Source organism: Pararhizobium sp. DWP3-4 (genome assembly GCF_049898205.1).
GTDB lineage: Bacteria > Pseudomonadota > Alphaproteobacteria > Rhizobiales > Rhizobiaceae > Pararhizobium.
Genome location: NZ_JAFCXF010000002.1, coordinates 79,004 through 104,278 on the forward strand (window position 1 = coordinate 79,004; position 25,275 = coordinate 104,278).

At 61.9% G+C, this 25,275-nt stretch carries 29 protein-coding genes and 1 pseudogene; 14 read left to right on the forward strand and 16 right to left on the reverse strand.

Annotated features, from left to right (window positions below; genetic code table 11):
• Positions 1-374 precede the first annotated feature (374 nt).
• Positions 375-2,336 carry an elongation factor G gene (locus ACP7E6_RS05495; RefSeq protein ID WP_426228709.1) on the forward strand — a complete coding sequence of 654 codons (1,962 nt, stop codon included), beginning with the start codon at positions 375-377 and terminating at the stop codon, positions 2,334-2,336.
• A 3-nt stretch (positions 2,337-2,339) separates the two neighbouring features.
• Here ACP7E6_RS05495 and ACP7E6_RS05500 read toward each other — a convergent pair whose 3' ends face one another.
• From ACP7E6_RS05500 to ACP7E6_RS05520, 5 genes are all read right to left on the reverse strand, one after another.
• Entirely contained in the window at positions 2,340-2,630 is a 291-nt protein-coding gene (locus ACP7E6_RS05500) for a YdeI/OmpD-associated family protein (RefSeq protein WP_426228711.1), read from the reverse strand.
• An 87-nt stretch (positions 2,631-2,717) separates the two neighbouring features.
• On the reverse strand, positions 2,718-2,939 hold the full coding sequence (locus ACP7E6_RS05505) for a YdeI/OmpD-associated family protein (protein WP_426228713.1): 222 nt from the start codon (positions 2,937-2,939) through the stop codon (positions 2,718-2,720).
• 21 nt (positions 2,940-2,960) lie between these two features.
• The gene (locus ACP7E6_RS05510) at positions 2,961-3,677 is read right to left on the reverse strand and encodes a gamma-glutamylcyclotransferase (RefSeq protein WP_426228715.1); all 717 of its coding nucleotides are present in this window, start codon (positions 3,675-3,677) and stop codon (positions 2,961-2,963) included.
• Between the two features lie 205 nt (positions 3,678-3,882).
• Positions 3,883-4,476, reverse strand: a complete 594-nt coding sequence (locus ACP7E6_RS05515; protein ID WP_426228717.1) for a dihydrofolate reductase family protein — start codon at positions 4,474-4,476, stop codon at positions 3,883-3,885.
• Between the two features lie 56 nt (positions 4,477-4,532).
• Positions 4,533-5,429 (reverse strand): LysR family transcriptional regulator, encoded by an 897-nt coding sequence (locus ACP7E6_RS05520; RefSeq protein ID WP_426228719.1) that lies wholly within the window; start codon positions 5,427-5,429, stop codon positions 4,533-4,535.
• 166 nt (positions 5,430-5,595) lie between these two features.
• Between ACP7E6_RS05520 and ACP7E6_RS05525 the strand changes: the two genes are divergently transcribed.
• The 3 genes from ACP7E6_RS05525 to ACP7E6_RS05535 all read left to right on the forward strand — a co-directional run bounded on the left by ACP7E6_RS05525 (position 5,596) and on the right by ACP7E6_RS05535 (position 9,180).
• On the forward strand, positions 5,596-6,777 hold the full coding sequence (locus tag ACP7E6_RS05525; RefSeq protein ID WP_426228721.1) for an MFS transporter: 1,182 nt from the start codon (positions 5,596-5,598) through the stop codon (positions 6,775-6,777).
• 123 nt (positions 6,778-6,900) lie between these two features.
• On the forward strand, positions 6,901-7,734 hold the full coding sequence (locus ACP7E6_RS05530) for an aldo/keto reductase (protein ID WP_426228723.1): 834 nt from the start codon (positions 6,901-6,903) through the stop codon (positions 7,732-7,734).
• 279 nt (positions 7,735-8,013) lie between these two features.
• On the forward strand, positions 8,014-9,180 hold the full coding sequence (locus ACP7E6_RS05535; RefSeq protein ID WP_426228725.1) for an MFS transporter: 1,167 nt from the start codon (positions 8,014-8,016) through the stop codon (positions 9,178-9,180).
• Between the two features lie 4 nt (positions 9,181-9,184).
• Here the strand turns inward: ACP7E6_RS05535 and ACP7E6_RS05540 are convergent, their stop codons facing one another.
• Both ACP7E6_RS05540 and ACP7E6_RS05545 read right to left on the reverse strand, forming a co-directional pair.
• Entirely contained in the window at positions 9,185-9,556 is a 372-nt protein-coding gene (locus ACP7E6_RS05540; RefSeq protein WP_426228727.1) for a DUF4440 domain-containing protein, read from the reverse strand.
• A 12-nt stretch (positions 9,557-9,568) separates the two neighbouring features.
• Positions 9,569-9,964: a hypothetical protein gene (locus ACP7E6_RS05545; RefSeq protein ID WP_426228729.1), complete on the reverse strand. Its 396-nt coding sequence runs from the start codon at positions 9,962-9,964 to the stop codon at positions 9,569-9,571.
• A gap of 284 nt (positions 9,965-10,248) precedes the next feature.
• Here ACP7E6_RS05545 and ACP7E6_RS05550 point away from each other — a divergent pair, with 284 nt between their 5' ends.
• Positions 10,249-11,808, forward strand: coding sequence for a helicase HerA-like C-terminal domain-containing protein (locus tag ACP7E6_RS05550; RefSeq protein WP_426228731.1), 1,560 nt, complete (start codon positions 10,249-10,251; stop codon positions 11,806-11,808).
• A gap of 77 nt (positions 11,809-11,885) precedes the next feature.
• Here ACP7E6_RS05550 and ACP7E6_RS05555 read toward each other — a convergent pair whose 3' ends face one another.
• Entirely contained in the window at positions 11,886-12,308 is a 423-nt protein-coding gene (locus ACP7E6_RS05555) for an organic hydroperoxide resistance protein (RefSeq protein WP_426228732.1), read from the reverse strand.
• 135 nt (positions 12,309-12,443) lie between these two features.
• Between ACP7E6_RS05555 and ACP7E6_RS05560 the strand changes: the two genes are divergently transcribed.
• Positions 12,444-12,929 (forward strand): MarR family winged helix-turn-helix transcriptional regulator, encoded by a 486-nt coding sequence (locus tag ACP7E6_RS05560; RefSeq protein WP_426228734.1) that lies wholly within the window; start codon positions 12,444-12,446, stop codon positions 12,927-12,929.
• Between the two features lie 22 nt (positions 12,930-12,951).
• Here the strand turns inward: ACP7E6_RS05560 and ACP7E6_RS05565 are convergent, their stop codons facing one another.
• Both ACP7E6_RS05565 and ACP7E6_RS05570 read right to left on the reverse strand, forming a co-directional pair.
• Positions 12,952-13,740, reverse strand: a complete 789-nt coding sequence (locus ACP7E6_RS05565; protein ID WP_426228736.1) for a L,D-transpeptidase family protein — start codon at positions 13,738-13,740, stop codon at positions 12,952-12,954.
• A gap of 196 nt (positions 13,741-13,936) precedes the next feature.
• Positions 13,937-16,243, reverse strand: a complete 2,307-nt coding sequence (locus tag ACP7E6_RS05570; protein ID WP_426228738.1) for a sensor domain-containing protein — start codon at positions 16,241-16,243, stop codon at positions 13,937-13,939.
• 232 nt (positions 16,244-16,475) lie between these two features.
• Here ACP7E6_RS05570 and ACP7E6_RS05575 point away from each other — a divergent pair, with 232 nt between their 5' ends.
• Both ACP7E6_RS05575 and ACP7E6_RS05580 read left to right on the forward strand, forming a co-directional pair.
• Positions 16,476-17,849 carry a TIGR03808 family TAT-translocated repetitive protein gene (locus ACP7E6_RS05575; RefSeq protein WP_426228739.1) on the forward strand — a complete coding sequence of 458 codons (1,374 nt, stop codon included), beginning with the start codon at positions 16,476-16,478 and terminating at the stop codon, positions 17,847-17,849.
• 104 nt (positions 17,850-17,953) lie between these two features.
• Positions 17,954-18,619, forward strand: a complete 666-nt coding sequence (locus ACP7E6_RS05580; RefSeq protein ID WP_426228741.1) for a glutathione S-transferase family protein — start codon at positions 17,954-17,956, stop codon at positions 18,617-18,619.
• 3 nt (positions 18,620-18,622) lie between these two features.
• Here the strand turns inward: ACP7E6_RS05580 and ACP7E6_RS05585 are convergent, their stop codons facing one another.
• A complete protein-coding gene (locus ACP7E6_RS05585; protein ID WP_426228743.1) occupies positions 18,623-19,525 on the reverse strand; it encodes a LysR substrate-binding domain-containing protein in 903 nt (300 codons plus the stop codon).
• Positions 19,526-19,617: 92 nt separating this feature from the next.
• Between ACP7E6_RS05585 and ACP7E6_RS05590 the strand changes: the two genes are divergently transcribed.
• On the forward strand, positions 19,618-19,815 hold the full coding sequence (locus ACP7E6_RS05590) for a hypothetical protein (protein ID WP_426228745.1): 198 nt from the start codon (positions 19,618-19,620) through the stop codon (positions 19,813-19,815).
• Positions 19,816-19,881: 66 nt separating this feature from the next.
• Positions 19,882-20,247: an MmcQ/YjbR family DNA-binding protein gene (locus ACP7E6_RS05595; RefSeq protein WP_426228747.1), complete on the forward strand. Its 366-nt coding sequence runs from the start codon at positions 19,882-19,884 to the stop codon at positions 20,245-20,247.
• A 1-nt stretch (position 20,248) separates the two neighbouring features.
• Here the strand turns inward: ACP7E6_RS05595 and ACP7E6_RS05600 are convergent, their stop codons facing one another.
• Positions 20,249-20,869, reverse strand: a complete 621-nt coding sequence (locus tag ACP7E6_RS05600) for a glutathione S-transferase family protein (protein WP_426228749.1) — start codon at positions 20,867-20,869, stop codon at positions 20,249-20,251.
• A 101-nt stretch (positions 20,870-20,970) separates the two neighbouring features.
• Positions 20,971-21,327, reverse strand: a complete 357-nt coding sequence (locus ACP7E6_RS05605) for a DUF4406 domain-containing protein (protein ID WP_426228750.1) — start codon at positions 21,325-21,327, stop codon at positions 20,971-20,973.
• 101 nt (positions 21,328-21,428) lie between these two features.
• Here ACP7E6_RS05605 and ACP7E6_RS05610 point away from each other — a divergent pair, with 101 nt between their 5' ends.
• Entirely contained in the window at positions 21,429-22,181 is a 753-nt protein-coding gene (locus ACP7E6_RS05610; RefSeq protein ID WP_426228752.1) for a DeoR/GlpR family DNA-binding transcription regulator, read from the forward strand.
• Between the two features lie 3 nt (positions 22,182-22,184).
• On the opposite strand, the gene ACP7E6_RS05615 is transcribed toward ACP7E6_RS05610, so the two are convergent.
• The 3 genes and pseudogenes from ACP7E6_RS05615 to ACP7E6_RS05625 all read right to left on the reverse strand — a co-directional run bounded on the left by ACP7E6_RS05615 (position 22,185) and on the right by ACP7E6_RS05625 (position 23,807).
• A complete protein-coding gene (locus tag ACP7E6_RS05615) occupies positions 22,185-22,502 on the reverse strand; it encodes a HigA family addiction module antitoxin (protein WP_426228754.1) in 318 nt (105 codons plus the stop codon).
• A pseudogene (locus tag ACP7E6_RS05620) lies at positions 22,477-22,757 on the reverse strand (type II toxin-antitoxin system RelE/ParE family toxin). Before ACP7E6_RS05620 ends, ACP7E6_RS05615 begins: the two are co-directional and overlap by 26 nt.
• A gap of 42 nt (positions 22,758-22,799) precedes the next feature.
• On the reverse strand, positions 22,800-23,807 hold the full coding sequence (locus ACP7E6_RS05625) for an asparaginase (protein ID WP_426228756.1): 1,008 nt from the start codon (positions 23,805-23,807) through the stop codon (positions 22,800-22,802).
• Positions 23,808-23,882: 75 nt separating this feature from the next.
• On the opposite strand from ACP7E6_RS05625, the gene ACP7E6_RS05630 reads away from it, so the two are divergent.
• From ACP7E6_RS05630 to ACP7E6_RS05640, 3 genes are all read left to right on the forward strand, one after another.
• Positions 23,883-24,620: a DUF3750 domain-containing protein gene (locus ACP7E6_RS05630; RefSeq protein ID WP_426228758.1), complete on the forward strand. Its 738-nt coding sequence runs from the start codon at positions 23,883-23,885 to the stop codon at positions 24,618-24,620.
• A 94-nt stretch (positions 24,621-24,714) separates the two neighbouring features.
• On the forward strand, positions 24,715-24,942 hold the full coding sequence (gene relB, locus ACP7E6_RS05635; protein WP_426228760.1) for a type II toxin-antitoxin system RelB family antitoxin: 228 nt from the start codon (positions 24,715-24,717) through the stop codon (positions 24,940-24,942).
• Positions 24,926-25,192 (forward strand): type II toxin-antitoxin system RelE family toxin, encoded by a 267-nt coding sequence (locus ACP7E6_RS05640; RefSeq protein WP_426228762.1) that lies wholly within the window; start codon positions 24,926-24,928, stop codon positions 25,190-25,192. Before relB ends, ACP7E6_RS05640 begins: the two co-directional genes overlap by 17 nt.
• The last annotated feature ends 83 nt before the right edge of the window (positions 25,193-25,275 follow it).

Here is a 25,275-nt window from a genome sequence, read left to right on the forward strand (position 1 = left end):
ACAGAGTGGCAAAAGCGATTGCGGCGCTGATCTTAAAAATTGACGACCACATTGATGAAGCCTCCTGTCCAGTTCGGTGCTTTTTTGCCAATCGCGGCGTCCAGTCCGGCGCCCGGAAACGACACGGCGCTGGGGCTTCCCTCGAAATAGAGCGGATCGAAGCGTTCGAGCTTCGAAGTCGAGGGTTCGTCGCCGCCGGGTTGTCAACCCGTATCACAATCTGTCTATCCGATTCCCCACCGGCATGCGCGCCGCGATGACGTGTCCGGTAAAATTACACGCCAAGCTGACAAACAGCCCTCTGGCGCACCGGCCCGGTTAAGGGCATCCTGTCACCACAGAGAATTGTGCCTATGGCTGTTGGAGGACCGCCCATGCGCTGCTTTACTGTACTTGGACCGTCGCAGACCGGAAAATCGACGATCGTGGAAAAGCTCGGCGCGCTGGAGGGCACCCCGAGAAAATCCACCTCTCCCTACGGACTGAACCTCACGGAATTCACCTTTTGCGCCGAAGCCTGGTGTGCGCTGGATACGCCGGGGCTGAACGAGGCGCTTGCCCATGCGCAGCAGGCGCTTCTGGCCAGCGACGCCTGCATTCTCTGCGTCTCGCCCGTTCCGGAAGAAGCGGTGCTTGCCGCCCACTATCTCAGGATGATCGAAGCGTCGGGCACGCCCTGCATCCTGTTCGTCAACCGGATGGACGCGCCGAGGGGCCGGTTGCGCGACGTGATCGCAGCCCTTCAGGACTATGCCAGCCACACGCTTTTGCTGCGCCAGATCCCGATCCGTGAAGGCGACCGCATCGTCGGCAGCTGCGACCTGATTTCGGAGCGGGCCTGGCGCTACCGCGAAGGCCAGACCTCGGCACTGATCGCCATTCCCGACAGCACCTCCGAGCGGGAGCATGAGGCGCGCACCGAACTTCTGGAACATCTGTCGGAGTTCGACGACTGGCTGCTGGAAGAGCTGATCGAGGATCGCGAACCGCCGAGCGACGCGCTCTACGCGATCGCCACACGGGTACTGCGCGAAAACAGGATCATCCCGGTGCTGATCGGTGCTGCCAGCCATGGTAACGGCATGATGCGGCTGATGAAGGCGCTGCGCCACGAGGCGCCGCCGGTAGATGCGCTGCGCGAGCGTCTTGCCATGGCCGGAAAGATCGACAAGAGCAAACTCAAGGCCGTCAGCTTCCACGCCTATCATCGCCAGAACATCGGCAAGACAGTTTTGGCACGCGCGCTGACTGATGGGTTCAAGCAAGGCGCCTCTCTCGGCGGCTCGGGGCTGGGGGCCGTCCAGGATCCGGCCAACGGCAAGGGCAATGTGGTGTTTTCCCCGGTGGCCGGCGACCTCTTTGCGACGGTCAAATCCGATCACCTGCCCGTGCCGGCGCTTTTAACCAATGAGGCCGCCCTTGCCGCACCGGAATGGACGCAAGCGCCGACGCCGATGCTGGAAAGGATATTGGTGCCCGGCAGCGAGCGCGACGAGAACAAGCTTTCGGAAACGCTGGCAAAACTGTCGGAAACCGATCGCAGCCTCAAGATCGTGCAGGAGGAAGGGACCGGCGCCCAGATGGTCTGCGCCCAGGGGCCGGTGCATCTGCGCGATCTGCTGCGCACCCTGTCCGACGTCTTTCACGTCACCACCACCGAGCGCGCACCGACACCGGTCTATCGCGAGACGATCTCGAAACCGGCAGAAGTCCACTACCGCCACCGCAAGCAGACCGGTGGTGCCGGACAGTTTGCCGATGTGAAACTGACCATCCATCCGAATGGGCGCAGCCAGGGATTTTCCTTTACCGAAACCGTCAAGGGCGGCGTCGTGCCGCGCAACTATATCCCGGCCGTCGAAGCCGGAGCCCGCGAGGCGATGGAGAAAGGCCCGCTCGGCTTTGCGGTGATCGATGTCGGCGTGACGCTGACGGACGGCCAGCATCATGCGGTCGACAGTTCCGAACATGCGTTCCGCTCCGCCTCGAAAATGGGCGTGCGGCAGGCTCTGTCGGAAGGGGCGGCCGTTTTGATGCAGCCGGTGTTCCGCAGCGAGATCCACATTCCCTCGGTCTATTCCGGCAATCTGGTGCAGATCGTTTCGTCTTTGAAAGGCCAGGTACTCGGCTTCGACCGGGACGAGACTGCCAAGGGCTGGGATATTTTTCGCGCCCTTGTTCCCGGCGGTGCACTTGACGAACTGGCCCGCGCGCTGCGCTCGGCCACGCAAGGCATCGGCTATTTCTCCAAGACCTTCGATCATTTCGAAGAACTCTACGGCAAGGAGGCCGATGCGATCGTGCGGGCCCATGGGACGCAGCGCGCCGAGCACTGAACGTCAGGGCTTACCGCGCCGCGGATGGATGGTTTCGCCACGGCCAAGCACGGCGACCAGCCTTTCGATGATGCGCGCGCGGGTTTCCGGTTTCCTGGCGGTATGGACACGGTAGAGCACGGCGTAGCGGTTGGCGCTGTCCAGCGTGCCGAACAGGGTTTTGGCACCTTCGTTTCCGTCGAGCGCCTGCTGCAGATCATCCGGGACAGTGATGGTGCTCTGGGACTGATAGGCAGCCTCCCAACGTCCATCTGCCTTCGCCCGTTCGATTTCCACAAGGCCGGCCGGACGCATGCGCCCCGCCTCGATCAGGGCCTCTGCCCGCTTGCAGTTGATCGCTGACCATTTGCCTTTCGGCCGCCGTGGCGTGAAGCGGATCAGTCAGTAATTGCCGTCAAACGGTTTCAGCTGGCCGTCGATCCAGCCATGGCACAGTGCTGAATCGATCGCCTCCGGTTTGGAGACGGTGGACACGCCCGACGCCTTCTTGGCAAATTTCAGCCAGAGCCCGCTCGCTGACAGCGGCTGACTGGCGAGCCAGCTTTCCCATTCGGCGGCATCTGCGAAAGCCAGTACGGGCAGTTCGGCTTGATCCACGGCCATGACCGGTCTCTCCTCACACTGTCAGCGCGCCTGCGGCTCCAGGGTCTGGCGATGGATCGACGTGATTTCCTCGGCCACCAGTTGCTGCAGGCGCCAGAGATTGCGGTCGTGAATGCCGAAATCCTCCAGATGCGAGACGGTGTTGTAGAGATATTCGGCACCCGAACCGAAATGTCCGCAAGCCCGGGCCAGAACGCCCGCCACCTCGTTCAGCGGCAGGCGGGAACGGATCCGCTCGCCGGTTGCCCCCACCCAGAAACCCAGAGCCCGGCAGGGGCCGCTTTCGGATTTGACCGATATCCACCGGACGGCATCGATATTCTCGACGGCGCTGACTTCGCGGCGCAGCATGCGTTCGATCTGTGCGGCGCGGTCGTTGTCCGGCAGCCGGTAGATGACCCCGTCGCAGCGGCCGCCGCGCTCCAGCGCCATCATCAACCCGGGCTGATCGTGCGAGCCGCGCCAGCGGTTGATATGCAGGCAGAAGGACCGGTGCCAACCGAAGGCCGTCGCCCGCTGCCGGTCGGTCGCTTCGAATTCCGGCTTCCAGATCAGCGAACCATAGGCAAACACCCAAAGCGGCTCGCCATGGCTTTCCCGCTCAAGTGCCACGGCGAGATCGCGATATTGCCCGTCGCTGATCGCGGTCCATCGTCCGTCCGGGCCGGGATCGGTGATATCGCGATGGCAAAGCGCCACCATATCCGGTGTCAGAGACATTTTTCGCGGTTGAGGCATCAGTATCTCGTCTCGGCAGGGCAGTGTCGGAAGAAGCATGTGGGGCCTGCCTTCCCAAACTGCCAGACCCAACTGATCAGTCAAGCGGTGAAACAGCCACCCGATACCTGCCTGTTTCCTGTGGCTCCGTTGGTCTCCACAGCTTTCAGGGCCCGGCAAACAATCCGTTCGGCCGCCGCTCAACGCAAGGCATTCGCAGACCTGGTCACGCCGGCCGGTAAATCTGCGCCACCGAACCTCCCGGAAAGGCTGTTGCGCTGATCAGTTTGAGGCGCCTTGGCAGGACTAAATCAGAAAAGATCGGCAAGCCCTTGCCGAGGATCACCGGATGCACCAGCAAGGCGTATTGATCGACCAGCTCCCGGCCGATGAGGCTGCGCGCAAAGGCGACGCCTCCGTGGGCGATGATCGGCTTGCCGTCGCCGCTCTTCAGCCTGGCGATGTCGCCGGCCAGATCGCCGCTGGCCACAATGGCCTCGTCCCAACTGTCCGCGCCGGGCTGTAACTGTCCGGATTGCGTGTTTGCCGCCGCCTTCAGGATCGCGGCCCCTTGTCTTGAAAAGACGGCCTTCGGAATCTGGTTCATCGGCGGCGCGAACACGCCGGTGGAGGTCGGCCAAAAGGCGGCCATGTCCTGGAAGGTACGGCTGCCCATGATATGCAGGCTGGCGTTCGATACCGTCTCCACGCTCCAGGCAATGGCCTCCTGGTCGCCGCTGAACATCCATTCGATCTCGCCATGAGGACCGCTGACAAAGCCGTCGAGCGACATGGACATTTTCAGGATCAACTCTCGCATGGTTTTCTCCTTCGCCAGGACGGGCTGGGCCAATCGGTTCCGGCACCGGGCATTTCCTAATCCATCTTTGCGGCAATAAAATCGATGAAGGCGCGGATGCGCGCCGCCAGATGCTCATGGCCTGCAAAAACCGCGTGCACCTGTTCCGGTTCGTGCGGATTGTAATCCTCAAGCACTTCCACCAGCCTGCCACTGTCAATATCCGGATCGACGTCGAATTTGCCGATGCGGGCAATGCCGAGCCCCGTCAGGCACAGGTTGCGGGCGATCGAGCCGCTGGAGGCCTGCACATTGCCGGGCGCCGGGCGCGTATAGAGCGCCCTGGTCTGCGGATCGCGAAACAGCCACTCACCGGGATTGCGGCCGAAGGTGAAGGTGATGCAATTATGCGTACCCAGATCATCCGGCCGCTGCGGCGTGCCGAAGCGTACCAGATAGTCGGGCGTCGCCACCGTGATGCGGTGACTGTCGAGAAGCTTTCGCGCCTTCAGGCTCGAATCCCGCATCGGCCCGACGCGGATGGCGATATCGGTACGCTCCTCGATCAGGTCGATGACCCCGTCCGTCAGCGACAGTTCAAGCCGCACCTCCGGATACATCGCCAGGAACTCGCCCGCCAGCGGGATGATGTAGCGCTCGCCAAAGCCGACGGTGGCATTGACCCGCAAAAGCCCGCGCGGCGTTGCCAGCCCGCCGCCGGAGACGATCTGTTCCGTCTCGGCAATATCCGCCAGGATCCGCTGCGCCCGGGCGAGATAGATTTCGCCTTCCGGTGTCAGAAGCAGCGACCGGGTGGTGCGCACCAGAAGGCGGGTGCCGAGCCGGTCCTCGATACGGGTGACCAGCTTGCTGACCGCCGATGGTGATAGTTTCAGCCGCCGTCCCGCCGCCGAAAAACTCTTTGCCTCCGCCGCCGTGACGAACACCTCCATTTCGCCCGCCCGATTGTCCATGGCATCGCTTTCTGTGAATTCAATTCACAGTCATTTATCCATTCCCATGGATTATCGCGCAAGTGCCTTTGGCCCATATTCCCCTCAACGCAACTCATGACGGCCAGGATTACCAGTGTGCCGCCACCAACATGTCCGGCCTCCCACCGGCGACAAAGGTGCTCCCATGCCTCTTGCCCTCTTCGCACTGACGATCGCGGCCTATGCGATCGGAACCACGGAATTCGTCATCGTCGGCCTGTTGCCGACCGTCGCCACCGATCTCGGCATCACTTTGCCGCTCGCAGGATTGATCGTCTCGATCTATGCACTCGGCGTCACGTTCGGCGCGCCAATCCTCACCGCGCTCACCGGCCGGATCGAGCGCAAGCCGCTGCTTCTCGGGCTGATGGCGCTGTTCATCGCCGGCAACGCCATGGCAGCCCTTAGCCCGTCCTATGAGACATTGCTGATCTCCCGCGTGCTTTCGGCCTTTGCGCATGGCGTGTTCTTCTCCGTCGGTGCCACCATTGCTGCCGACCTCGTGCCTGAGAATCGCCGCGCCTCGGCCATTGCGCTGATGTTCATGGGCCTGACCGTCGCCATCGTCACCGGCGTTCCGCTCGGCACATTCATCGGCCAGACATTTGGCTGGCGCGCCACCTTCTGGGCTGTTGCAGGTCTCGGCGTCATTGCGCTTGCCGCCATCGCCGCGCTTCTGCCCTCCACCCTGTCCAAGGCCGCACCGGCCAGCATTCTCGATCAGGTTCGCGTGCTCGGTTCGGGCCGCCTGCTTCTGGTCTTCGGCATGACGGCGCTCGGTTATGGCGGCACGTTCGTCACCTTCACCTTTCTGGCGCCGATGCTGCAGGACGTCACCGGCTTTGCCGCCTCCTCCGTCAGCCTCGTTCTGGTGCTCTATGGCCTGGCGATCGCTGCCGGCAACATCATCGGCGGCCGCCTTGCCGACCGCAATCCGGTGAAGGCGCTGAGCTGGCTGTTTGCCATGCAGGCTGCGGTGCTGGTGATCTTCTCCTTCACCGCTGCCTCGCCCATCCCTGCCCTGATCACGCTGGCAGCGCTCGGCTTCCTGTCGTTCGCCAACGTGCCCGGCCTGCAGCTTTATGTGGTGCAGCTGGCCAAGCAGCACCGCCCAGGCGCCGTCGATGTCGCCTCGGCGCTCAACATCGCCGCCTTCAACCTCGGCATTGCTGCCGGCGCCTGGATCGGCGGTCTGGTGGTGGCCTCGCCGCTCGGGCTCCAGGCAACCCCATGGGTCGGCGCCATCCTGGTCGCGGGCGCCCTGGTGCTCACCGTCATCAGCGGCATGCTCGACCGCAAGCCGGAGCCGATTGCCCAGGCGGCGTGATAGTCCGGCCTAACCAATACGGCCTGACCAGCACAGCTTGACCAGAACGGCTCACGCCACATCTATAAGACGTCATTCCAGACCCGGCTCTTCGCCGGGTCTCCTTCCTGAAAGGACATTTCCATGCAGACAGTCAGCGCCAACGGCGCCAATATTCCCGCTCTCGGCTTCGGCACCTTCCGCATGCCCGGCCCCGACGTGCTGCGCATCGTGCCGCAGGCGATCAAGCTCGGTTTCCGCCATATCGATACCGCGCAGATCTATCGCAACGAGGCTGAAGTCGGCGAAGCCATCGCGGCGTCCGGCGTCGCCCGCGGCGATATCTTCCTCACCACCAAGGTCTGGGTCGATCATTACAAGCATGCCGATTTTCTCACTTCCGTCGATGAAAGCCTGAAGAAGCTGCGCACCGACCATGTCGATCTGCTGCTTCTGCATTGGCCCAGCAGCGGCGTGCCGCTCTCCGAGCAGATCGGCGCGCTGAACGACGTGAAGAAGGCCGGCAAGGTCAAGAATATCGGCGTCAGCAATTTCAACACGGCGCTGATGGCGCAATCGGTTGAATTCAGCGAAGCGCCGATCGCCACCAACCAGATCGAATATCATCCCTATCTCGACCAGACCAAGGTGCTGGAGGCGGCCCGCGCCACCGGCATGTCGATCACCGCCTATTATGCCATGGCCGATGGCAAGGTGCCGAACGAGCCGCTGCTGAAAGATATCGGTGCCAGGCACGGCAAGACCGCAGCCCAGGTGGTGTTGCGCTGGCTCACCCAGCAGCAAGACGTGATCACCCTGTCGAAAACGGCAACGGGAAGCCGCCTGAAGGAGAATTTCGACATCTTCGATTTCGATCTCACCAGCGACGAAATGGCCGCGATCCACAAGCTCGCCCGCCCGAACGGCCGCATCGTCAGCCCCGGCGGACTGGCACCGGATTGGGACCGGGCGGACTGAACTATGTGGGACAATGGAGCCGCCGGGCAACCGGCGGCTTGGACTGCTGACAACTCCTGCAAACGATTGTCTGGCGAGAGCGGCACCCCATCCTCCGTCTTCCTCCCCTCGGGTTAAACCCAAGGGGAGGAAGACGGCGGTTTTGGCTGCCGTTTCATTTCCCATACCCCGCAACGATCAGAAACGTCTTTTCAGCAGTCTGGCCACTTGGCATTTCAACACTGCCGATGTTCGGATAAGAGAGGCCCGGGCCGCATTCAAGATGGCCGCGAGGGTCTCATGCAGTCATCACACATAACCACCGATTTCATGCCGGACTGGGCGGCCATCATTGCCGTCATTTTGGGTGCGTCGGCCTTTTCGGTGGCGCAGGGGATCACCTATCCGCTGATTTCGCTGACGCTGGAAAGCCGGGGCGTGACGCCCGCGATGATCGGCTTCAATGCGGTCAGTTTCGCGCTCGGCCTTGCCACCTCGACGCTGATGATCGGCCAGTTGACGGCACGGCTGCGCACCGACAAGCTGATCATCCTCAGCCTTGCCGGCTGCTCGATCTGCCTTGCGACGTTTGCAGCGACAGCCTCGCTGCCGGTCTGGTTCCTCGCCCGGTTTCTCCTCGGCTTCTTCGCCAGCCTGATCTTCATGCTGAGCGAGGCCTGGATGAACTCGGCCTGCCCCGACCGGCTGCGCGGCCGGGTTTCCGGCCTTTATGGCGCCGGCATTTGCGGTGGCTTTGCCGCCGGGCCGCTGGTCATTCCGCTGATGGGGACGGAAGGCGGCTTCGGGTTCGCGCTGACCGCCGTCTATGTGGCGCTCGTCGCCTTCGCCACCGCCCTGTTGACGCTCTCGACCCGCACGACACCGGAGGCTTCCTCCACCCGCGACGTGTTCAGCTTCCTGCGCAAGGCGCCGGTGCTGATCGCCATGGTCCTTGCCTTCGGGTTTTCGGATATCGCGGCGATTTCGGTAATGCCGGTCTATTTCGTCAAGACCGGCCATTCGCAGGCCTTTGCAGCGCTCAGCGTCACGGTTCTGGCCCTGCCGACAGCTTTGGCCCAGCCTTTCATCGGCGTGCTGCTCGACCGGCTGCCGCGCCGGCGCGTGGCGATCGCCATGGGCGGGATCGGCGCCTTCGCCTTCCTGATCATTCCGTTCCTGACCTCGCCGGTTGCCATTCTCGCCGACTTCGCGCTGATCGGCGCGGCGAGCTTTTCACTCTATACCTGCGCGCTGACCATGCTTGGCGAACAGTATCGCGGCAGCATGCTGGTGGCGGGCAGTGCTGCCTTCGCGCTGGCCTATGCGGTCGGCAGCGGCATGGGCTCGGGCGCGACGGGATCGATCATGGACCTGTTCGGCGCTCACGCGGCGCCGGTCAGCGTCGGGCTGATCCTGGTGATTTTTACGCTGTTCCTGTCTTTCGGCGCGCGGGCGAAAACGGCCTGAGGTCTCAGACCTTCACCGGGGTTCCCTGATGAAAAGCCATGCGCCAAACCCCGTTGGTGCGGCGCCAGATCGATGATCGCAGTACGCGCCGGTTTTCCGCCGCCGTTTCATAGGTGAGCAGCGCCACGGTCTCCGACAGGCGCTTCAGCCGGTAGTTTTCCGATTGCACCGGCGGCCAGGCCTGCCCCGCCTCGGCGGCCAGCGCGGCGATGGTGTCGGCGCGGCCATAGGCTTGGCCGGAGCTGCCGAACTCGGTGAAATCCTCGTCCAGCAGTTCGCCGGTCAAAAATGCGGAACCGCGCACCTGCGGGGCGTGGAGACATTCCTCCAGTTGCCTCAAGTGCGCGGCCAGATCGCTATCGGACGTATCGTCCATTCCTTGGCGCTATCAGACGAACTGGCTGAGGCCCGGAACCGAGGCGACGACTTCGTCGACCACGTCCGCGCCGGCCTTTTCCTTGGCGTAGCCGATGGTTTCCTTGGCAAGGGCGGTGATTTCGCCCATGCCGAGCCCCTGCGACATCAGCTGCTGGCCAAGGGCCATGACGCCGCCACCGGCGCCGACTGCATTCAGCAGGCCGCCGAGCAGACCGCCGCCGCCGGTGCCTGCGCCATTATACTGCGCGACCAGCGCATCGGCGCCCGGAATGGCCTCGATCATCTTGGCAACCGGGCCGTCGGCGGCTTCGCGCTGCAGGAAGCCGAGCATCATGCCGATGGCCTTTTCAGCCGTTGCCGGATCGATGCCGACATTTTCGGCGACGCGTGTGACCAGTTCGTTCATGGGTGATTCTCCTCATTTAATTGACGTGAACGTCAAGGTAAATTATCTAGAATTGAAACTCAAGCGCGGTTCGGAACGGGTATCCACAGCGCGAGAACGCAATGATCGTTTCATGCCTTGCTGGCAATGACAATGCGGCCATCCAGCGCGCCAAAGCCGTTTTTTGCATGGCAATCCTTCTGTTGCCGGTGAAAGGCACTCCTCCTATAACAGGCATGGGAAAACAATGTGATGGGGGCCTGCGAACCGCTGGCTTTCATCGGCGAAACGGAGACAAGGCCCATATGCTTGAGGACGGGAAGCTCTATATCGGCACCAGCCGGAAACCGGACGACACGATCAACAAGGGCGAATATCTGGATTTCAAATTCGGCAACCGCCACGGGCTGATCACCGGCGCCACCGGCACCGGCAAGACCGTGACGCTGCAGATTCTCGCGGAAAGCTTCTCCAATGCCGGCGTGCCGGTGTTCTGCGCCGACGTGAAGGGCGACCTGTCCGGCATCGGCGCCATCGGCGAGCCCAAGGACTGGGTGACCAAGCGGGCCGAGCAGATCGGCTTTACCGATTTCGCCTTCCAGGAATTTCCGGTGATCTTCTGGGATCTCTATGGCGAAAAAGGCCACCGGGTGCGCACCACCATGTCGGAGATGGGGCCGCTCTTGCTGTCCCGGCTGATGAACGCCACCGATGCCCAGGAAGGCGTCATCAACATCGCCTTCAAGATCGCCGACGAGGGTGGCCTGCCGTTGCTGGACCTCAAGGATTTCCAGGCGATGCTGAACTACATGGCGGAGAACGCATCGGCGCTGTCGGGCAAATACGGCCTGATCTCCAAGGCCTCGGTCGGCTCCATCCAGCGCGAATTGCTGATCCTCGAACAGCAGGGCGCCAAGAATTTCTTCGGCGAGCCGGCGCTGAAGGTCTCCGACATCATGCGCACCACCCGCGATGGCCGTGGCGCCATCTCGGTGCTGGCCGCCGACAAGCTGATGATGAACCCGCGTCTCTACGGCACGTTCCTGCTGTGGCTGATGTCGGAACTGTTCGAGGAACTGCCCGAGATCGGCGATCCGGACAAGCCGAAGCTGGTGTTCTTCTTCGATGAGGCGCATCTGCTGTTCAACGATGCGCCGAAGGTGCTTTTGGAACGCATCGAACAGGTCGTCCGGCTGATCCGCTCCAAGGGCGTCGGCATCTATTTCGTCACCCAGAACCCGCTCGACGTGCCGGAAACCGTGCTCGCCCAGCTCGGCAACCGCATCCAGCATGCGTTGCGCGCCTATACGCCGCGCGAGCAGAAGGCGGTAAAGACGGCGGCCGATACCTTCCGCCCCAATCCGGATTTCGACTGCGCCACCGTCATCACCAACCTGGGCACCGGCGAGGCGCTAGTCTCGACGCTCGAAGGCAAGGGCGCGCCCTCGATGGTCGAGCGCACGCTGATCCGCCCGCCATCCAGCCGCGCCGGCCCGCTGACGGAGGCCGAGCGCGCCAACGTCATGAGCATCAGCCCGGTGGCTGGCCAGTATGACGCGGATATCGACCGGGAATCCGCCTATGAGCTCTTGGCCCAGCGTGCTGCCAAGTCAACACAGCAGGCAGAAGAAAGCCGCGAGGCATCCGAAGCCCCGGCGCCGGCCGCTCCCGGCGGCAGCCGCTGGACCCTGCCCGGCTTCGGCGATGACGATGCGCAGGCGCCAGCCCAGCCCAAGCCGAAACCCCGCGCCGGCTACCAGCGCGAAAGTGTCGCCGAAGCGGCGATGAAATCCGTCGCCCGCACGGTTGCCTCGTCGCTCGGCCGGGCTTTGGTGCGCGGCATTCTCGGAAGCTTGAGGCGGTAAACACCACACGGATTTGAAACGGAAAACGGCGGTCCAGATGGGGCCGCCGTTTTTTGTTTGTCCTGACCTGCCTCGCCTTAGGCGAGCGTTGCCGAGATTTCAGTGGAGGTGCGCAGCGCGTGGCTGTAGGGGCAGACGATGTGGGCGGCGGCGACGAGTTTTTCGCCCACTTCGCGGTCGACGCCCGGCAGGCTGACGGAGATCGACGGGCTGATGTAGAAGCCGGTGCCGTCCTCGCGCGGGCCGATGCCGACGGTTGCGGTGACCGTTGCGTCTTCCGGAATCTTGACCTTTTCCTTGCCGGCGACGAATTTCAGCGCACCGAGGAAGCAGGCGGAATAGCCGGCTGCAAACAGCTGCTCGGGATTGGTGCCGGTCGCGCCATCGCCGCCGAGTTCCTTCGGAACGGTCAGCGTCACATCGAGAACACCGTCTTCACTGACGGCGTGGCCGGCGCGGCCACCGGTTGCGGATGCCTTGGTCGTGTAGAGAATGGGCATGTCTGTCTCCTTGGTTTCTCAGCGGTTGATGGCGGGGCAAATCCTTGCCTGAATTTTCAATAGCGCATTATTTAATTGTACGCAATATAATTTTGCAAATTGCAAAATCATACTGAAACTGCGAGAATGGACAGTATGACCCGCGATAAAGACATGCGTAAGGACGATCTGAAAGAAGGCGATGCCCTGGCGCTCGGCCAGCAGCTGTGTTTTGCCGTCTATTCGGTCGCCCATGCCTTCAACCGCACCTACAAGCCCCTGCTTGAGAAGTTCGGCCTGACCTATCCGCAATATCTGGTGCTGCTGGCGCTCTGGCAAAAGGACAGGATGACGGTGAAGGGGATTGGCGAGGAGCTGGGGCTGGATTCAGGCACGCTTTCGCCGCTGCTCAAGCGGCTGGAAACCGCCGGCTTCGTCAGCCGCATCCGCGACAAGGGCGACGAGCGTCAAGTGATCGTCACGCTGACCCCGAAAGGCCAAGCGCTGAAGACCGATGCTTTCGGCATTCTGACGGAAATCGGCAAGGCGACCGGATGCAGCATGGCAGAAGCCGCCGCGCTGCGTTCGGCGCTGCATGATCTCAACGATCATCTGGGTGAGAACCAGCCCTTAGGGAACTAGTATCCGCCACGGTGCGGGGTTTTCAGATGACCAGGATTGGAGCCTTGTCGCGCACGCGGTCATAAAGATCGATGACGTCCTGGTTGATCAGACGGACGCAGCCCGACGATACGGCCTTGCCGATCGACTGCCATTCCGGCGATCCATGCAGGCGGTAGAGCGTGTCTTCGCCGTTCTGGAAGATATACATCGCCCGTGCGCCGAGCGGATTGTCGAGACCGGGCGCCATGCCGCCATTGGCGATCGAGTATTTTTGCAGATGCGGCTGACGCGCCACCATCTCGTTCGGTGGCTTCCAACGCGGCCATTTCTGCTTCCACTGGAGAACGCCCCTGCCTGACCAGGCAAAGCCTTCGCGGCCGATGCCGACGCCGTAGCGCATCGCCGACCCGTTGGAGAGGATGAGATAGAGGAAACGCTCGCCGGTATCGACGATGATCGTGCCGGGCTTCTCGCCGAACGTATTGTCGACCTGCTGGCGATAGAAACGGGCGTCGATCTGCTCGTAGGGCACTGCCGGTATATTGAACCCGCCATCGAATTTGGGGCCGTACATGTCGGCATAATAGGCCGATTGCAGCGGCAGGCCCGTCGGGGTCATGCCGTCGCCGACCGGACCCTCCAGCTCTGCACCATAACGCGGATCGGCGAAACGGCCCTCCTGCGAGGGATCGCGAAAATACGGCGCTGTTTCGGCGCGGAAGCGGTCGGTGTTCATCGACGACGCACAGCCTGCAAGGCCGGCGGACGCGACCGCAAGTCCGGACATATTGAGAAACTGCCGGCGGGAGAGTGCTTTTGAGAAGGTCATTGAACTCTGTATATTCCGTTGACGCATATGGCGAAGGCGCGGGCCCAAGTCCGCACAGGCATTCTATCCCGGCAAGCAAATACCGATCTCTTGCCACAAGTATGGCAATTGCGGCTGGATCGGGGCTTGCGGCCCCTCGACGCCTTCACGACTGCGCGAGGGAACGCCGGCGATGCAAAAACGACACAGAAACCGGTTAGCCGGCCAGCAGGGACACGAATGCCGCCGACCCGACCGGACGGCTGAAGAAATAGCCCTGGATGTCGTCGCAGCCGCTTTCTCTCAGGAAATCGACCTGTTCCTGCGTTTCGACACCTTCGGCAATCACCTGCATCTGCAGCTTCTGGGCCAGCGAAATGATCGCGCCGGTGATCGCCCGGTCGTCGGCATCGCCCGGAATATCCTGGACGAAGGAGCGGTCGATCTTCAGGCGGCGCACCGGAAAGCGCTTCAGCGCGCTGAGGCTGGAATAGCCGGTGCCGAAATCATCGATGGCGAGATGGACGCCGAGCGCTTCCAGTTCGTGCATGGTGGCGACAGCCGATGCGACATCCTGCATGATCAGGCTCTCGGTCAGTTCCAGCTCGAGATAACAGGCTTCCAGTCCGCTTTCCTCCAGCGCTTCGGCGACCTTCGACACCCAGTTGCGCTCCTTGAACTGCCGGGCGGACACATTGACGCTGACGACGATCGGCGGCAGGCCGGCGTCCTGCCAGGCCTTGTTCTGGCGGCAGGCCTCGTTCAGCACCCATTCGCCGATCGGCACGATCAGCCCGGTTTCCTCGGCCAGCGGAATGAAGTCGCCCGGTGAAATCAGGCCGCGTTCGGGGTGCTGCCAGCGCAGCAGCGATTCCGCAGCAAAAATCCTGCCCGTCTTCAGGTTCATCTGTGGCTGATAGTGCAGCACGAATTCGCCGCAGGCCACCGCATCATGCAGTTCCTCGTGGCGCCGTAACCGTTCGTGCGCCTTGGCCGCCATCTGGGCGTCGAACACCTGCAGATTGTTGCGGCCGACCTCCTTGGCCCGGTACATCGCCGAATCGGCATTGGCCAGAAGCTCGCTGGCGCTCTCTCCGTGTTCGGGATAGCAGACGACCCCCATCGAACAGCTGACCTGCAGGCTGCGTCCGGCCAGCACGACCGGTGCGCCGATGGCCGCGCGGATCGCCTCCAGCCGCGACAGCATCACGCTGTTGTCCGGCGGCAGGCTATTGAGCAGAATGATGAATTCATCACCGCCGACCCGCACGATCATGTCCGACTTGCGCACGCAGGCCAGCATCCGTCCGGCGACCACCCGCAGCAGTTCATCCCCGGCATGATGCCCGAGCGTGTCATTGATCAGCTTGAAATTATCGAGATCGAGGAAGGCCAGCGCCACCCATTGGCCGGTCACGCGGGCCTGCTCCAGGGCGCTGGCAACGCGCCCGTCAAACAGGGCCCGGTTCGGCAGCCCCGTCAGGGCGTCGTGATGCGCCATGAACTGGATGCGCTCTTCCGCTTGCCGCCGCTCGATGGCAATACCGGCAAGGTGTGCGGCCATGGAAATGAGGTCGGTCTGGTCTGCCGACGGCATGCCGGGTTGATGCGAATAAAGCGCGAACGTGCCGAGCACCTGGCCCTGATAGGACAGGATCGGCATCGACCAGCAGGACCGGTATCCCAACGGCCGCACCATGCCGGCATAGTCTTCCCAGAGCGGATCGGACTGAATATCGCAGACGAACACCGGCTCGCCACGAAACGCCGCCGTGCCGCAGGATCCGGCCTTGGGTCCGATGGCGACGCCATGGATCGCTGCGCAATAGGCAATGTCGAGCCCCGGCGCAGCACCCGTCAGAAGATGCTTCTTGTCGGGTGACAGAAGCAGGATCGAGCCGATAATGCCGGGCAAATGCGCCTCGATCATCAGGATCAATTCATTGAAGAAGTCGGGCAGCGGCGTGCTCGTGGCAATCAGTTCCAAAAGGCGCGCCTGTCCAAGCAGAAGGCGCTCGGCCCGTTTGCGGTCGGTGATATCGCGCGATATGCCGACAACGCCGATGGTTGTCCCCTGCTTGTCGCGCAGCGGCACCTTCGAGGTCATCAGCCAGCGCTCATCCCTGCTGACCGCGTTCAGCTCCTCGATACCGAACATCGGTTCGCCGGTTTCGATCACCCGGCGTTCGGCCTCCTTGAAATGCCGGGCGTTTTCAGGCGTATGAATATCGAAATCGGTCTTGCCAATGATCTCATGAGCTTCACGGAAACCGTTTTCCGTGGCCGTCGCCTGGTTGGCGATCAGAAAGCGGCCTTCGAGGTCCTTGGCATAGATGTAATCGGGAACATGGTTGACCATCGTCTCGAGCCAATAATGGCGATCGGCGATATCGGGTTCAGGGCCGAACATGCGCGTAACTTCGGCGGCAAGCCGCTGACTTGCCGCGATCAATCGCTGCGTGTCGTCGTTGCTGGAAATCCTGGCTCCGCTGTCCCTTCGATAGCGGCTTAAATTCTTCGTCAAGCTGGCCTCCAAAGACGGTTACACCGGTCTAGCCGTCTCTTCCTTGTTCCCCAGCCCGACTTCTAGCAGCCATAAGTTATTCTTCCCTAAAGATAGGGCGGCCGAACAAACGCATTCCGTACAGGAACGGAACAACCACCAACCCCTAATTGCCATAGACCACCTTGCATCGTATCGTTTTGGTGTATTCCGCCCGGCACGATCCGTGCTTTGGCAACCCAAAGGATCTGCCATGCTGAACCGCCGCCTGCTTCTGTCTTCAATAGCCTCGATGGGGTTTTGCGCAGCGGTCAGCCGCGTTTCCAGCGCTGCTGCCATGAAGCCTGCACCGGATGGCCTGCGCGGCACGATCGATATTTCCGGCTATGGCATCACCCCGGATACTGCCGGCGATCAAAGCCAGGCCATCAGCCGTCTGTTCGAGGAAGCCGCAGCACAGGGCTTGCCCGTCTTCCTGCCCGCCGGCGATTACCGCGTCTCCGGCATTGCGCTTCCCGACACGCTCTGGGTCAGCGGCGTTCCCGGCCGCACCCGGCTGATCCACGCGGGCGGTCGCCCCTTTCTCACCGGCGACGGACTGAAAAAGCTCACCCTGTCGGACCTTGTTTTCGACGGCGAAGGCAAATCTCTGGGGAACGAAGCCGGAGGGCTTCTGCATCTGCGCGGGATCGCCGATCTGACCATCGAGAACTGCACGATCACCGGAGCTTCGAAACATGGCGTTCATGCCGAGCGTTGCGGCGGCCGGATCACCGGCAACGGCATTTTGCAAGCGGCCTTCGCCGGTCTCTATGCTGTTGACAGCGCGCGGCTGGCGATCACCGCCAACACAGTCTCCGACTGCGGCAATGGCGGCATTCTCGTGCATCGCTGGGAGGCGGGCGAAGACGGCACGATGGTCAGCGGCAACCGGGTGCTCAAGATCGCCGCAAACAATGGCGGCACCGGCGAAAACGGCAACGGCATCAACATTTTTCGCGCCTGGAATGTGATGGTGAGCGACAATCACATCTCCGACTGCGCCTTTTCCGCCATCCGCGCCAATGCCGCCACCAATGTGCAGATTTCCAGCAACCAGTGCCTGCGCTCCGGCGAGACGGCGATCTATTCCGAATTCGGCTTTCAGGGCGCCGTCGTTTCCGGCAACCTGGTCGATGGCGCCGCCAACGGCATCCTGATCGTCAATTTCGACGATGGCGGCAGGCTGGCCACCGTCAGCGGCAACATCGTCCGCAACCTGCATATCGATGGCCCCTATGTGCATGACGGTGCCGGTTTCGGCTTCGGCATTGCGGCGGAAGCCGACACGGTGATTTCCGGCAACGTCATCGAGAACGCGCCGAAATGGGGGCTGATGCTCGGCTGGGGACCCTATATGCGCGGCATCGTCGCAACCGGCAATCTGGTGCGCGGTTCTGGTGGCGGTTGCGCCGTCACGGTGGTCGAGGGGGCGGGCACAGCGCTGATCGCCAACAACCTGTTTCAGGACGTCAGGGACGGCGCCATTCTCGGTTACCGCTGGAACGGCAAGGTGACGGGCGATCTGCTGACAGGCGGAAGCGAAGCCTTTGCGCACCTCACCCTTGCCGGCAACCGGCTCGCCTGACCCCGTCACATCAAAAGATTTCATGGATGATATCAACGCTCTGCGCTTCAAGCGCCGGCGCGCTTGCCATAGCGTGCGGCGACCGCAAGCAAAGGGGAACGGACATGCTGACGATCTACGGAGTTTACTGCTCGCGCGCCTCGCGCAACTACTGGATGGCGGAGGAACTCGGCATTCCCTTCCAGTCGGTGCCAGTGATCCAGGCGCGGCTGCTGACAGACCCGCTGGCAACTGACGCCCGGATCAACACAAAGTCGCCCTCCTTTCTCGCCGTCAACCCGATGGGGCTGATCCCGGCGATCGAGGATGACGGATTGGTGCTGGCGGAATCGCTTGCCAACAACCTTTATCTCGCCCGCAAGCATGGCGGCCCGCTGGCCGGCGCCACAGTGCGCGAAGAGGGCGAGATGACCGCCTGGACCTTGTGGGCGGCAACCGAGGTCGAGCCGCATACGGTGAAGATCGTGCTGACCCATGACAACGGCGCGGAAAAAACCCCGGACGGCAAGGTTTTGATCGAGGCCTGCGTCAAGGGGCTGGAGCGTCCGCTGGCGCGGCTCGAACAGCAACTGCAGGCACAGGACTATGTGGTCGGCAACCGTTTCACCGTCGCCGATCTCAACCTGGCGGAAGTGCTGCGCTATGCGATGAGCGAGACCTATCTGTTCGACAGATATCCCGCTGTGAAAGCCTGGCTTGGCCGCTGCCATGCACGGCCGGCGTTCGAGGCTATGATGGCCGGGCGGCGCAGGGAGGTGCAGGCCGCCTGACGCCTATTGGAACCCCAGACGGCGCATGCTCCCGGCGATTTCGTCACGCACCCATTGCTTAAAGGCCGTCACTGTCTTGGTTTCACGGCGCGAGGGCGGCGTGACGAAATAATGCGCGAACCCCGTCGTCGCCCGCAGAGGGAAAGGCATCACCAGCCGCTTCTCGATCAGCGAATAGGCGGCCAGCGTCTGCCAGGCGAGCATGACACCCTGCCCGGCGATCGCCGCATCGAGACACAGCGAAGCATCGTTGAAGATATGCCGCGTGACCATCTGCTGTCCCGACAGGCCCACCTCGCGCAGCCACATCTCCCAGCTGAGCGTCGAATGGCCATCGATGACGGCCGGGATTTTCAAAATATCCGCCGGTTGCTTCAGTTTTTCTGCAATAGCGGGTGAACAGACGGGAAAGACCTCCTGCGCCAACAGAAGCTCGGCCTTGACGCCCGGCCAATCGCCAGCGCCGACGCGGATGCCGATATCGACGCCGGCACTTTCCAGATTGACCAGCGCCGTCGTCGCATCGATGCGCAGGCGGATATCGGGGTGTTTTTCGGTAAAACGATCCAGACGGTGAACCAGCCACCGCGCTGCGAAAACCGGGGCGACCGAGATCGTCAGGATCGTTTCGTCGCGCCGCTTTGCCGAGGCGACCGCCTGATCCAGCGTTTCGAAACCGCCGGTCAGGCGGGGCAGAAAACTCTCGCCGAAAGGTGTTGCCACCAGGCCGCGCGGGCTGCGCTCGAACAGGATGCGGCCAAGCTGTTTCTCGGTCTTGATGATCTGCTGGCTGACGGCCCCGACGGTGACGCCAAGCTCGCCCGCCGCCGCCTGCAGCGAGCCGAGACGTCCGGCAACCTCGACCGCCCGCAATCCATTGAGGTGAATGCTGTTCAGATCCTTCATATAGTTTTTCTATATCATGCACGCCACAATCTCAATTGAAATTGCTGAGAACGAGGAGGATCATGTGATCATCGAAGAAGGATGGTGATGCCATGTTGAAGATTTTCTCGATACTGGACCAACTGCTTCCCGCTCCCGCTGACGATGACGCACCGGCAAACTGGAGCCGCGACCCGTTGCGCCACCCGGACATTGCCCGGATGGATACGCGCGAACTGGGCGACCTGCCGTTTCCGGGCAATACCGTGCGGTTGTCGCCGAAACTGCCCTGTGAGGCATGCCAGGCCTGAGCTTGCCGAAGGACTTGAAGCGGGTGCGTTTCAGGCGGCCAGTGATCCGTCTCAACGGGCAAGACGATGACCGGCCATCAGGAAACGGATTTCGAACGGGTAATGCGGCTCGCCACAGCGGCGGGCCTGCCCGGGATTGCGCCGGGAACCTCCTACGGAACGCCGGCGCTTCAGGTGCGCGGCAAGATGTTCGTGCGCATCAAGGAAGCGGGCATTCTCATCGTCCTGTGCGCGCTGGAAGAAAAGGCCATGCTGATCGAGCTGGCGACCGAGTTCTATTTCGAGACCGATCACTACAAGGGCTGGCCGGCCATGCTGGTTCGCCTCGACATCATCGGCGACCGGGATTTGACAGAGCGGCTGATCGCCGCGTGGCGGCAGAAAGCGCCGAAGCGTCTTGCCGCCGGTTTCGTTGCATCTGCAACGCCTTAGCCTAACCGGCAGCGACGGACAGAACCTTTTTCACGGCTGGCCGCTCGGCCATACGCTGGCTGTGTTCGTAGACTTTCGGAAAGCGCCTGGAATCGACCCCGTCGCCTTCCAGCCAGCTGGCAAGGGTGAAGAGGTATGGATCGGCGATCGAATAGGTCTCTCCCATGACCCAGGGACCGGAAAACATGGTGGTTTCGATCAGCTCGAAACACTCGCTCATATTGCTGGCCACCTTCAACGTCATGGCCTCGATCACCGCCGGGTCATCGGCCCAGCGGCCGCCGCGGCGCTTGTGTGCATGCGCCACATGCACGGTCGAGCACAGATAGGCGTTGAAGGACTGGATGCGCGCAAACTCGAAAGGATCCCGCGGGATGCCGACCGGCGTTTCCGCAAATCTCTGGCCGATATAGGCAAGGATCGCAGGGGATTCGGTGATCACCCCGCGATCGGTGAGCAGCGCCGGAACGCGTCCTTTCGGATTGAGGCGCAGAAAATCGGCTGACCGTTGTTGTTGCGTGCCGAAATCGACCCTTTCGGCCTCATAGACCGCGCCGGCTTCCTCAAGGGCGATATGAGAGGCCTGCGAGCAGCTTCCCGGCGAAAAATAAAGCTTCAACATGCAGGCGCTCTCTCCATCTGCCGGCGGTCGGCCGGCATCTTCCGGTGCGGAGCATAGCAACCGCGCCGGCTGTTTGCCAGCCGGCGATCGGGCCGTTTTGATCAGGCGCAACCCGGCACGTCGTCCAGCCGGAAATAGACCGGAATGCCACGCTCGCGGGCAATGCGCACATCGTTGTCGGCGCCCTTGCTTTCGCCCGGCAGACGCAGGACAGCCTCGCACAGCTGCAGAAGCCGCCCGGCGACGGGATGGAAAATCTGCTCGTAGAGGTCGTCCCCCACCTCACGCCCGCCCGCCGCGTGCCAGATCGGCAGCGCCACCCATTCGCCGATCATCGGCACATGCCCTGCCTGAAACAGCGCATGCGACGGCGCTTCCAGACGCTTGAGGTTTGCAGCCATCTTTTCCGGGTCGTCGCTTGTGCCCGATCGGTAGGGGCCGGCAATCAAAATCAGCATGGTTCTCTCTGTTAAATTGCACGATAATTCCAGATTTTTCTGGATATTTCATGATAAATCATGCAATATCGTGCAGTGTCAAGAATGATTTGGAGGCGGAGATGTTGACTTCACAACGGCGGGCGCTGATCGCGGCACGACTGGCCAGTGACGGGCAGATCGTTGCCGGTGAGCTGGCGCAGGAACTTGATTTGTCGGAAGACACGATCCGGCGGGATCTGCGCGACATGGCGGCAGCCGGCCTGTTGAAACGGGTGCATGGCGGCGCGCTGCCGGTAGCGCCGCCTCTGCCGGACCTCGAAACCCGCCAGACGATGTCCACAGATGTCAAGAAACGGCTGGGGCGCAAGGCAGCAGACCTGGTACGTGCAGGACAGTTGATCTTCATCGACGGCGGCACCACCAATGCCGAACTTGTGCGCGCCCTGCCGCGCGAGATGGAGCTGACGATTGCGACCCACAGCCCGGCGATCGCGGCGCTGCTGGAAAAACACCGCGCCGAGGTGATCCTGATCGGCGGCAGGCTCTACAAACATTCGATGGTATCGATCGGTGCCGCCGCGCTTGCTGCGATCGGCGGGCTGCGGCCCGACATCTTCTTCCTCGGCGCCACCGCCATTCATCCGGCCCACGGCCTTTCCACGGGAGACTATGAGGAAGCCGCCATCAAACGGGCCATTGCAGCGCAATCGGCCGAAACCGTGGCCCTTCTCACCGAGGAAAAATTCGGCGCCGTTTCACCGCATCACATCACCGGCATCGAGGACATGGCGGCCCTGATCATATCAGCCGGAATGGCCCCGGAGGCCAGCGCACCCTACCGGCAGAAAGCGGCGCGGATCATCGAGGCGTGAGGATCAGGCGGCTCTTGGCGTGATGCGATCCAGCGCGCTGCCCAATTCCCGCCGCGTCTCCATCAGGTCATGATCCGTCTGCAGCCGAAGGAAAAAACCTTCCGACAATCCAAAATAGCGGGCGAGCCGCAGGTTGGTATCGGCCGTCACGATCCGCTTTCCGAGAACGATTTCATTGATGCGGCGTGGCGGCACGTGAATGGCCCGGGCCAGACCATTCTGGCTCAATGCCATCGGCACCAGAAAGTCCTGCAACAGGATTTCACCCGGATGTGGATTGGCGAGCAGATCGCCGTCAATGATAGTCTGCGATTTCGACATCGTTTGCCTCACCTTCCTGCCATGTAAAACAGATGGGCCACTGATCATTGATCCGTATAGAATACTGCCCTAAGCGATTGCCCTTCAGCATTTCAAGCCGGTTTCCCGGAGGAATGCGCAAGTCATTCAGACTATTGGCGGCATTGATCAATCACAATTTTCGCAGGGCAATTGCCTGAATTTCGGCAGGCAGCCTGTGACTGCGCCGACCACTCCAGATACTTTCAGTTCACGGTCGGTGAAACTCTTGCTCATGGGCAACTATAACGCATCACGTCATAGCCTTCAAACGTGCGATCACGCCGCAAAAGCGTTGGTCACCCGGACATCGCCGACATGGAGGCCGTTCCAGTTTTTCATCGAATGATTGGCCTGGGCCATCAGGCTTTGGTGCAATTCCGGCTCATCGGTGAAGAAGCGGGCGAGCGTGGCGGCGATCATGGCTTCGGCGGCGCGGGTGGTGCCGTCCTCGCATTTCAGCGCAATCGCGATGCCCTTTTCCGGAATGGCGGCGCAGAACACGCCTTCGGCACCGGTCTTGGCAAAGATACGGCCGGGGGCCGTCTGCATCAGCCTGGTGCAGGCGCGCTTGCTGCCGGCGACGTAGAAGGGCTCGGCCATGCAGGCTTCGATCAGGCGTTTCGACGCCTTGGCCCGCAGCGGCTCCAGGCCGTTGCCGGTCGCCATCCTGGCAAAGCCGTGGGCAAGGCCCTTCAAGGGCACGGCGTAAGTCGGGATCGAGCAGCCGTCGATGCCGCAATTGTCATGGGCAAGCACCGCACCTGTCAGGCTTTCCATCACACCGCGGATTTCGCGCTGCAGCGGATGATCATAGGCGACGTAGCCTGCTGGTTCCTCGCCGCTATGGCAGCAGGCGCAGATGAAACCGGCATGTTTGCCGGAGCAATTGTTATGCAGCGCCGAAGGATGCTCCAGAGCGCGGGCCTGGCTGATGATGGTGTCCTGATTGAACGACCAATGGGCGCCGCATTCGAGCGTCGAAACGTCCCTGCCCGCTGCCGCCAGCATCTCGGCGGCCAGAGCCACATGTTCCGGTTCGCCATTGTGCGAGGAGCAGGACAGCGCCAGGGCCCGCTTGTCGAAACCGTAGGCATCGGCGGCACCGGTTTCCATCAGCGGCAGCGCCTGCATGGCCTTGCAGGCCGAGCGCGGAAAGACGCCGGCATCGGTCTCGCCGAGCGAAAACACCGTCTTGCCGTCGCCATCGACAACGATCACCATGCCGCGATGGCGGCTTTCGACCAGATTACCGCGCGTGACTTCAACAAGAACCGGGTTCGACATGGTTGTGCCCTCAAAAATCCAACTTCTCCCCTGTCTTTAGACCAAGACAAAGCAACGCAAAACCCGGGCCTGCCAATGAAATTTGTTCGACGATTGTTTCTTGCCATCCTGTTCGTCTATCTCGTGCCGGCGCTCGCTTCCGCCGGCTGGTGGTATGTCAAGGAAAGGCCCGTCAACTGGCGGGAAGCGGACTGGACGTCGGCCCATATCCTGCCCAAACCGGGCGATGACCAGGACGCGGCGATCTACATCTTTTCGGCCACGACAGGCGGCATGAAAGGTGCGGTCGCCAGCCATTCCTGGATCGTCACCAAGGGACAGGGCGACACGACCTATAACCGCTATGACAAGGTCGGCTGGGGCTCGCCGATCCGCCGCAACGGCTATCCGGCCGATGCGCGCTGGTATTCGAACACGCCGAAGCTGGTCGTCAGCGTCAAAGGTGAAGAAGCCACACGCCTCATCCCGAAGATCGAGCAGGCGATCCAGTCCTACCCCTATTCGAAGCCCGGTGGCTACCGGATCTGGCCGGGGCCGAATTCCAACACCTTCGTCGCCCATGTGCTGCGCTCGGTGCCGGAGCTTGGCGCGGTTCTGCCGCCGGACGCCGTCGGCCGCGATTATCTGCCGGAGGGCAAGCTGTTTTCGGTCGATGCCGACGGAATGGATATGCACGCCACGCTCTACGGGCTGCTGGGCATTTCGGCCGGTGTGCGCAGCGGTTTCGAGGTGCATTTCATGGGGCTGGTCGCAGGGATCGACGTCATGCACCCGGCGGTGAAGATCCCGGCGCTGGGGCGTTTCGGGGTCTGAAAAGGAAGCAAGCGCAATCCTCAAGCGGGAGACAACTCTCGAACGAGGCCTCGATTTATGCTAAAGAGAAGACAAGATATTTCGGAGCAATCCAATGACGCTTTCCATTCGTCTTTCTGATGCCGCTGAAAAGCAACTGGAACAGCTTGCCCGCGAAACCGGGCAAAGCAAGGAATTCCATGTCCATCAATTCATAAAGCAGGGCCTTGAGGAAATAGAAGACTACAATCTCGCCGCAGAAATTGCCGCGCGCGTCCAAAACGGAGAGGAAGCTGTCTACTCTCTGGCCGAGGTGAGGAAAGACCTTGGCCTGGACGATTGAAATCACGGCAAGAGCGCGAAAAAGCATCAACAATCTGGACAGACAAGCCGCAATTCGCGTCCTTTCCTTTCTTTCAGACAGGCTTGCTGCAACTGACAATCCGCGTCAACTCGGCAAACAGTTGACCGGCCCGCTCAAGCATTATTGGAGCTACCGCGTCGGTGACTATCGTCTGTTATGCGAAATCAAGGATGAGAAATTGATCGTGCTGGTTCTCGACGTTGGAAATCGCCGGGAAATATACCGGTAAGGCGAAACACAATCCCGGAGACATTGCAGCAGACAAACAAAAAGGGCCGCTTTGCAGCGGCCCTCCATGAGTTTTGGCCAGGT